The organism is Methanosarcina spelaei (assembly GCF_002287235.1).
GTDB lineage: Archaea > Halobacteriota > Methanosarcinia > Methanosarcinales > Methanosarcinaceae > Methanosarcina > Methanosarcina spelaei.
Map to the genome: position 1 here is coordinate 1 of NZ_LMVP01000096.1, position 8,048 is coordinate 8,048.

Annotated in this window: 8 protein-coding genes and 1 pseudogene; 3 read left to right on the top strand and 6 right to left on the bottom strand. The window is 37.2% G+C overall.

Features of this window, described 5'->3' with window-relative positions; genetic code table 11:
* Positions 1-1,074 (bottom strand): IS1634 family transposase (locus ASJ81_RS06650; protein WP_095643524.1); only part of this gene is annotated, 1,074 nt, incomplete at its 3' end.
* Between the two features lie 967 nt (positions 1,075-2,041).
* Between ASJ81_RS06650 and ASJ81_RS06655 the strand changes: the two genes are divergently transcribed.
* Together ASJ81_RS06655 and ASJ81_RS24560 are read left to right on the top strand one after the other, a co-directional pair.
* Entirely contained in the window at positions 2,042-2,233 is a 192-nt protein-coding gene (locus ASJ81_RS06655; protein ID WP_095643800.1) for a DUF2795 domain-containing protein, read from the top strand.
* A 524-nt stretch (positions 2,234-2,757) separates the two neighbouring features.
* A complete protein-coding gene (locus ASJ81_RS24560; RefSeq protein WP_369334791.1) occupies positions 2,758-2,940 on the top strand; it encodes a DUF2795 domain-containing protein in 183 nt (60 codons plus the stop codon).
* A gap of 450 nt (positions 2,941-3,390) precedes the next feature.
* On the opposite strand, the gene ASJ81_RS06665 is transcribed toward ASJ81_RS24560, so the two are convergent.
* The 5 genes from ASJ81_RS06665 to anfO form a co-directional block, all read right to left on the bottom strand.
* Positions 3,391-3,531: an NAD(P)-binding domain-containing protein gene (locus tag ASJ81_RS06665; RefSeq protein WP_095643801.1), complete on the bottom strand. Its 141-nt coding sequence runs from the start codon at positions 3,529-3,531 to the stop codon at positions 3,391-3,393.
* Positions 3,532-3,620: 89 nt separating this feature from the next.
* Positions 3,621-4,496 (bottom strand): PrsW family intramembrane metalloprotease, encoded by an 876-nt coding sequence (locus tag ASJ81_RS06670; RefSeq protein WP_095643802.1) that lies wholly within the window; start codon positions 4,494-4,496, stop codon positions 3,621-3,623.
* Positions 4,497-4,566: 70 nt separating this feature from the next.
* Positions 4,567-4,860 carry a hypothetical protein gene (locus ASJ81_RS23235; RefSeq protein ID WP_095643803.1) on the bottom strand — a complete coding sequence of 98 codons (294 nt, stop codon included), beginning with the start codon at positions 4,858-4,860 and terminating at the stop codon, positions 4,567-4,569.
* Positions 4,861-5,152: 292 nt separating this feature from the next.
* Positions 5,153-5,632, bottom strand: a complete 480-nt coding sequence (locus ASJ81_RS06680) for a hypothetical protein (protein ID WP_095643804.1) — start codon at positions 5,630-5,632, stop codon at positions 5,153-5,155.
* Positions 5,633-5,713: 81 nt separating this feature from the next.
* Positions 5,714-6,343, bottom strand: coding sequence for a Fe-only nitrogenase accessory protein AnfO (anfO, locus tag ASJ81_RS06685; RefSeq protein WP_170943224.1), 630 nt, complete (start codon positions 6,341-6,343; stop codon positions 5,714-5,716).
* Positions 6,344-7,477: 1,134 nt separating this feature from the next.
* On the opposite strand from anfO, the pseudogene ASJ81_RS06690 reads away from it, so the two are divergent.
* Positions 7,478-8,048 (top strand): annotated as a pseudogene (locus tag ASJ81_RS06690) (ISNCY family transposase); the annotation flags it as partial.

Here is an 8,048-nt window from a genome sequence, read left to right on the forward strand (position 1 = left end):
TTTTTTAACGGTTTTCAAATCTACTTTTTCAAACACAATAGAAGGGAAATCTGCAGTCCATTTTTCTGCTGCTTTTAATGCATCTTCTTCACAGAAGAAGTCCTCTCCTACCAGTTTTTTAAGCGACTTTTCTGCTTTTTCAAGTTCATTTTGAAGCTTCTTTCTGAGAGTTATCTCTTTCTTTTCTTTCATTTTATGAGAAAGCAACAAAACCCACTTTTGCTTGACTCCCCCATAATCAACAAAGGTTTGATAAAATGAGTATCTTTCATCGCTTTTCAGTGGCTTCAGGTTTAGATTTGCAGTTAGCAGTTCCTTTGCCTCATTAATTGTTGCAGGAACACGACTGATCCAGAATGACTTTCCTATATTATTGATATTATTGTCAGTGTAAAAGGAACTATCAGCTACATAGTACACTTTGCTTTCAGGACTTAAAGCTGATTTGAGAGACTTTATTGCTTCCAGAATTGTGCTTTTGTCGGAAGCATTCCCTGAATGAGTGTTCATAAAAAGGGGTATTCCATGCTGATTTACAATCAAACTTAGCACAAATTGTTTGAGATCCCATCTTCCGTTTTTGGGAATTCCAAAAGTGATATCAATAGACTCCGTTTCTTCGTCTTGATAATCACCATAAACGCTGACACTTGTAGTGTCAGCGTGTAAACAATGGACAGGAATAGGTAGACGATTCATAATGTGAAGAACAATTTCCGTAAACAGTTTTGTAGGACCATACTTTACGATTCTGTCAAGAGTTTCTCCGATAGCATATTGATTCAGATCTTCTCGTGTTACACCTTCTCCAAAAAGTCTTTCTATAGAAATATTCCTGAAAAAGTCAGGAAAAAGGTATAGACGTTGACCTATGAAACCAAGACCATTGAGTACCATGGCAAGGATGCAGACTGAGTGAGGAATCTTGTGATCCCTTTCCTTTGGGAGTTTCTCATCGATCAGTTTGTCAACTTCAAGTTCTCGGAAAACTCCAGCAATGAGACCAAGGTGACCTAAAAATCTTGTACGTTTTATTGAGGATTCGACTAGTCGACTGTTGTTTTTGTCTGCCATGGAAAATCAAGAAAAAAGATGTGAGAATAATTATATTAACTTATATGTTTACCTGCCGAATCTAGGGTATAATATATTGGGAAAGAAATTGGTTTTGGGATGAGCTCAATCTCTAACAGAGCAAAGGGCAAAAGTTACAGAAACTGTTCCTGTAGATCTCAGATATATTCACTCCTGTAGATCTCGATATATCCATTCCTGTAGATCTCAGATATTACAAAGCATAAAATTATATTGCAGAGTATAAATTTCCTGAAAAATAAGCCAGCAGGAGACTTCTATAACAAAAATGTTGAAAACCGACTAACTTAACCTATTTTTAAAGCCAGTTTCTGTACAAAATCGATAGCTTTCAGGTAAGAAAATTCCTTAACCGATGACCAATGAATCTGGAAATAGTTTCCTCACGGTCCAGTTTTTTGCATCAACCTTAAAATTAAAAATATTCATAGCTTAGTTTTTCTGTTTTGCATTCTAATTCATTTTTACCTAACTTTCAATTAACAGAACTTATTCGGTTAGTCATAAAGTTTCCAGTATAAACGAATACTTTGCCCCAAAAACAATAAGTATCCTCCAGTAAATGTTTTAGTTGAATTATTTTTATATAATTATGGACATAATGATTAGTGGAGGTGGTCAACCGAGGGAAGTGATAACTACCCGAATCTATTGAGGTTAACCTACCTATAAAGTCCAGCAAGGAAGATCCTCTTGTCAGGTTTGCTGAAAAAAAGTAGGCAAAGAGCGATATTCTAAGCTTCAAGGTACATACCTGAAATAGAACGAAGGTCTATATGGTTGAACATCTTTTAGTACTGCCCAAAGTTTGTAAGAGTAAGAGAAATATTCGTGAAATGCTATTTCAAGGAAGTTCGACAACTAAATAGCTTATTAGATAAAAATAAACCAATAACAATTTTAGAAAACATAGAGGAGACTAACTTGAGTTTAAGGGGGAAAAGTTATGGAAATAGTTCCTATGGATATTCAGCATGTATTACAAAATGTAAAATTTCCTGCAAAGAAAAATGAGATAATTCAACAAGCAAAAAGCAGTGGTGCGATGGCTGATCCATTACTGGAGAACCTTGGTATGCTTCCAGACAAGGAATATGCCAGCATTGATGAAGTTGTCAAAGAACTTGAAAAAATTTAAATTCGTTTTAAAGTAAATCAGCCGTCAAACGGGAGCTAAATCTTAAAAGTAGATTCTGCTGAACGTCAAAATTTGAAGTTGTTTATAGGCTCTTCAAGATAGAGTAGTGATGGAGTAGTGATGGAGTAGTGATGGAGTAGTGATGGAGTAGTGATGGAGTAGTGATGGAGCAGTTATAGAGTATTTCGAAATAGAAAGCTTCACCATTTAACAATCCATAAGTTTCCTTTCAGGCTTTTTGCAGGATTGAGAATGTTATATAAAATATCATAGTTTCTCATTTGACGGAAAAGTTCAGGAGGCTAACAAGTCTCATAAGTCTCCTGAATTTTCAAAAACAAATTGTCTGGTAAATAATTCTCACCTGCTACACTTAAATTGGCCAATTAGTACATTAGATACCCGAAAATAAATTTATCTGAGGATGATAACCAAGAGGGAAAAATAACATTATCCGACTCTATGGAGGTGAACTTATTAAAAGAGGTCCACGTGATGCTAAAGAATATATAACCGGCAGAGGCATCGGTTATCCTGCAAATAGAAAAGACCTTATCAGGTTTGCTGAAGGAAAGGAAGCAGAAAGCGATTTTCTTGATCTTCTCAGGGGAATACCTGAAATAGAGTATAATACCCCAGACGATGTTACCAGAGAAATCGAGCGGCTGGAAAGTGAACGTGTCAGACCACCAAAACCAAAAGAGTAATGAGTTTATGCAGCAAGTTTTTACTCAAGTAAATTCACTCAAAGAATAGGTATAGAGCTCAGATAATAAAACTTCACATAGGCTTTTAGTTCAGATAGGCTTTGAAGATCATCTCTCCTATTAAATATTTTTTAAGTCATGTAATACTAGTGACTTCTCCAATCATGCCACAATGCTTTATCCTTTTCATTTTTAATAAGCATCTTTAACCGGCTTCAATTTATTACGTTGAAATCCCTCTTGTTTGAAAGCGATTATTTGTTCTCTGTACCTGCTCCCTAGCAAACATAATGTAGTTAAAATTTCAATATCATTGAAAGCATCAATTTGCTCTGATCAAAATGGAAGGAAAACGGTAAAAAATAAGAAGGGCAGTGAGGTCATAACGATATCTGTTACTGAAGCTAGACCTCGTGGTGTAAAATGGAAAATGGTACCTTTTTCGATAAGTTATTGAGCTTTTTCCTTTGTCCTGTTGTATACGTAAACATTATATCCTCGTGACAGAAGGTTCGAAGCAAAAGAACTTCCCATTATCCCCAGACCTATCACGCCAACAATCGGTTTTTTGTTAACGTTCAATGTTGTCAATTGATCACCTCATACTCTTCCCCATAATTTTACGTCCTGAAAATCATCTGAGTATCAATTTGGGATTAATATTCCACATAATCCACTTTTCAGGCACAAGTGTCCTCAGCTTCGGGTGGTAAAACCATTTGTAACCTGACTGCTTCTCGCCAGCGTATCCAGAGGATAAATAATCCAACAACACCGATCACACCCCACGCAATTAACAAGCCTAACCCCTGGCCTAACAAGCCTAACTCCTGGCCTAAGATATAAGAGATTATCAGGGGCAATCCGTTCCACATTGCATGTAAAATGGAAACAAGCAGATAGGTACTAATAACCTGTAAGTTAATTCGAAAGTCACACTTTTTGCTTTCCCTGAAAAGCACGCTGGCTAAAATAGCTGTCCAGGTCCCATGCCCAAGTGGAGAAAGCAAACCGCGGAGTAAGGTTACTTCCACTGTTACCGAAATGCTTCCATGACTCGCCAAGAGAGCCGTAAAGGCATAACCACTACTTTCCATGGCTGCAAACCCCATCCCTGACGCTGCGCCCAGGATCAGTCCATCCATTTCCGAGTCATGCCGTTTATGGCGTGCAATCACCAGTACTCCCAGGATTTTCGCAAATTCTTCGATGAGCCCTACTCTTAGAGTCGAGCCAAGACTTAATTCACTGGTAAAAATTGGTGATAAAAGGGAAGCTGCAAGGATACCCAATAGTCCACCATACAGGAAAGCCAGGGAGACAGTCGGCATTGTCAGACGACTAAGATGCCTGCGCTCGTATATGAAAGCCACATAAGCTACAGGGACCATAAAGCTGCCGACCATTACCAGGGTGGGAAACAGGTTTGAGTTCTTCGTCAGCAGCAAGGCCATAAGCAAGAGCACGTAGAAGACTGCTGCTGTGGTTAAAACCTTTAACCAGCCATTCCGTCGGACTACCGGCACAGGCGGCTGAACTTCCGTTGTGCTGTCCATATCTTCTCCTATCTAATTCGTTAATTTCATTCTGTCCAGACCCTGACCTGTCTTCAAGGTCTTTTTCTGTCTACACCTTGTAGCCTGTCCCTAAAACATTATTTTCCGATGCTATAAATACCACCATAGATGGAGTTTTGAACACTATACCTCTGATAATCTTATCCGGCAAATTCATTAAAACCGGGAAGAGGAGGGACCTGGTGCAGTAAAGTACGGTTATATCCTGAAAAGATAACCGACTTATAATGGTAGCAGTAGAGATCTTCTTTCTGTCAGGGTAATGCCTTAACTGCTGAACTTTTGGTTTCCAAAAGCTTACTAAAGAGGCAGTACCCTGGGAAAGTGAGATGATTTCTAACATAGGGATTAAGAAAGCTTTACAGGTATCATTTCAAGACTCAGATTTAATATTCAGGTTTAATAGACTCAAATTTAGTAAGTCCAGGTTTAATTATAATTCATTTGTATTCGGTTAAGGATTTTGAGCTGCTGATCTCGATTTCGACGGAAAAACTCAAACCCAAATGTTTAGTGTTTAAATTGAAATCGATATCAGATTCCAGTTTTGCATTTGATGAATAATTTAACAAATTTTATGAAAATCAATGCAATTGATAACGATTTTTCCTTAACCGATGACCAATGAATTATAATTAGTATTTTTTTCCTTGTAAACGTGATTTCAGTTCTGTTAAAGTTTCTATTCCGCGTCTACGTAATTCTCTGAGATTTCCCTGATATACGAAAGCTGCCGGAACTAACAGTAAAGGAATAGTTGCTGCAGCTTTAGCTACCTCTGAAATAGGCAGAGCAGCTAAGAAGCTTGCTCCGGTACTACCATAAATAGGAACTATAGGAAACAGCATAGCTAAACCGAATGCTCTTTTGAAATGTATGCCTAATTTCGCAGCCAGAAAACCATTAGAACCTATGACCACACCTATGCCGACACTTGGCCCTATAGTCCGAAACGGATTATACGATGGCCCGATATATAGTCCAAAATCAACACCAAAAAAGGAAACAAGTCCATTTAATTGATTCCTTTCCTGGTTGGAGTTTCCTCCAAGTCCTGATACAACTATGCCTATGTCCAGTTGTAGAGGTCCCCTTTCTGCTCCCCTTCCGTCCATTATTATATTATTACTTCCTTAAAGATAATAAGATTTACCTATCTTCTGATTTTTTCAAAAAAGTATAACCCTTTATTTTGATTATTGAGTTTGCATACGTACTACTCTAACAGTCTTTTTATTCGGCAAGTCGTTCACAATTTCATATTCAAATCCCATGGAACCTAAATCCGTGACAAACCATTTCGGAAGATGACTGCAAATGACATCCAGCCTATTAAATTCTCCATTTTTCAGATACGGAATCAGAATTTTCTTAGAAGTCATGTTCGGATTTTTAAACATGATGTCTTCTATATTAATCGAAAAATCACCTTTACTCACACCGGGTTCCAAAAACTGCGTAATGTCAAATTTTGACGGTTCTTTCTGACGTTCCTCAATTGCCTCGAGCATTTCTTTTCTGATCGAGTCAAGAACATTCAAAACACTATCTTCTACAAGGAATATGTCAAAACCTGCTGCTTGAAAAGTCCCGGACGCTATTCCTGGAATTTCACTTGCAACAATTACTTTTACATCACCGAGCTGCTTTATTGTATCTGCTACAGCCGTGCGTACTGCAGCCATGCCTTTGGCATTGAAAACTTTGTTTTCAAAGCGGTTCAGGACTTTCCATTCCCCGCCGTCTTTCTCATATATTGCAATGAATCCTGGTTCGAATATTGAACTTACTTTCTGGTTTTCGTTTTCCACAACTGCGATTTTCAAGGTGTCTCCTCCTATCCTAGTGAAAGTTATGATTTTCAGGATGCAATTAAAAATAATTACTACTATTGGATTATTACTCGATTTGCATATAAGCTCTACTGGGTTCATTCAGCAGTCTGCGATATATCGTTTGCGAACGCATTTTTAGTTCATTCTATCAGGCGAACAATAGCGGCTTTATATTTTTCTGGCGTCTGCTCAGACTCAGTACCAAAATCTAGTGATGAATGTAAAACTCAAAATCACTAGATTTTATAAATGGTCACCATCCATGTAATACAACTTAGTGATTCAAGTCTTTAGATAGCGAATATCGATTTTGATAAAAACTGGATTCTTCTTGCTAATTAAGACTTTCTATCAAAAATGCAAAAATCACTGGATTTTGGAACAGAGTCGTCTGCTCATAAAGTGCTATAAATAAACCCATTTGAACCTCAACTGGAGTCCCAAAAACTAAATTCTCCCAGGGTTTAATCCTGCAATATAGGTTAGGAAGCGCGATTCATTTGAATGCTTCATGATTATTGGTCCGCTTCATCCCCTGACGATCCCAGCATCTCTTTAGGAGATTTAATTCGCATCTTTCAGTTATCAAAAAAGAGAGCCAATTCCAAGCAGTAAAACTCCCTGTTTGCACACAAACCTATGTTTTTTGTGGGCTTATTGCAGGGATGAGACTGACCGAAATCTAAATGTACAAAATATAAGCCTTTGTCTGCAATAATTTCAAAAATAAACAATTATACAATTGTTGATACTATTTTTGATCTTGTGAGCTGCAGACGAGCCAATGTCTGCAGCCCGTAATGAGGTCTGTTGGGGTATCGCTGGATCGATTTTACCTTCCGAGATGAAGCTTTTTACTGAAGATGAGAGTTGTGTTGATCTAGTTATATAGTTTGGATTCGACCACTTGATACCTTCAAAAATATAAATAAACAAAGTTTCTTATATAGATTTTGGATATATCCTATATAGTTAGGTTTTTGTTATTTAGTTTCGGTTAGTGAAGATGAGAATCTCAAATTAGGGTTTTGACTTAAAAACCTATTCTCTTTTTCACTAACTCTGATATGCACTTTTCTTAATTCAATAGTAGCAACTTTAAGTAATGCAAAATATGTCGTTCTCATGCGGAAAAACAGTATTTTATACAAAGGAGTCCTCTTCGAGGACTCCTTCGATAACTATCTTAGCAGAGAAAGCACTTCGATTTGCCACTTCCTGTACTTCCTTTGCATTGACGATATTGCAAAGCACGTCGAACGTACTTTTTATACCAACAAAAGTTGGCACTTTAAATACAGTATTTCTTCTATGATAAAACTCTTTGTTGTGAAATGTTTCAGAAAACTTTCATATGATAAAACCATTTCTTCCTTAACAGATGAAGAAGCTATCCTGCTTTCTTTTTTTGATGAAAATGGTCAGATTAAACTTCCTTCAGGTGGAACCCTTCATCATTTTGTAAAGTATAGGCTTGGAGAAGAAGGAGTCAATGAAATAATGATGCTTTTAGGTGAACAATTTCTCAAACTTTCTATGGAAAAGGAAGCTAAAATTGATTCTACTCCACTTGAAGCTTCAAGATACGACAAACACGCTGATTATAATCCTCATTATGAATGCAAAATGGATAAGGCACATATTACAATGGTTGGAACTTATCCTGTTTTCATGACTCATACAAAAGGACTTTCTG

Coding starts and splice junctions, on each gene's coding strand:
- ASJ81_RS06670 (WP_095643802.1), bottom strand. CDS start 4,496: ATGGACAGCACAACGGAAGTTCAGCCGCCTGTGCCGGTAGTCCGACGG.
- ASJ81_RS06680 (WP_095643804.1), bottom strand. CDS start 5,632: ATGGACGGAAGGGGAGCAGAAAGGGGACCTCTACAACTGGACATAGGC.
- ASJ81_RS06655 (WP_095643800.1), top strand. CDS start 2,042: ATGGAAATAGTTCCTATGGATATTCAGCATGTATTACAAAATGTAAAA.
- ASJ81_RS23235 (WP_095643803.1), bottom strand. CDS start 4,860: ATGTTAGAAATCATCTCACTTTCCCAGGGTACTGCCTCTTTAGTAAGC.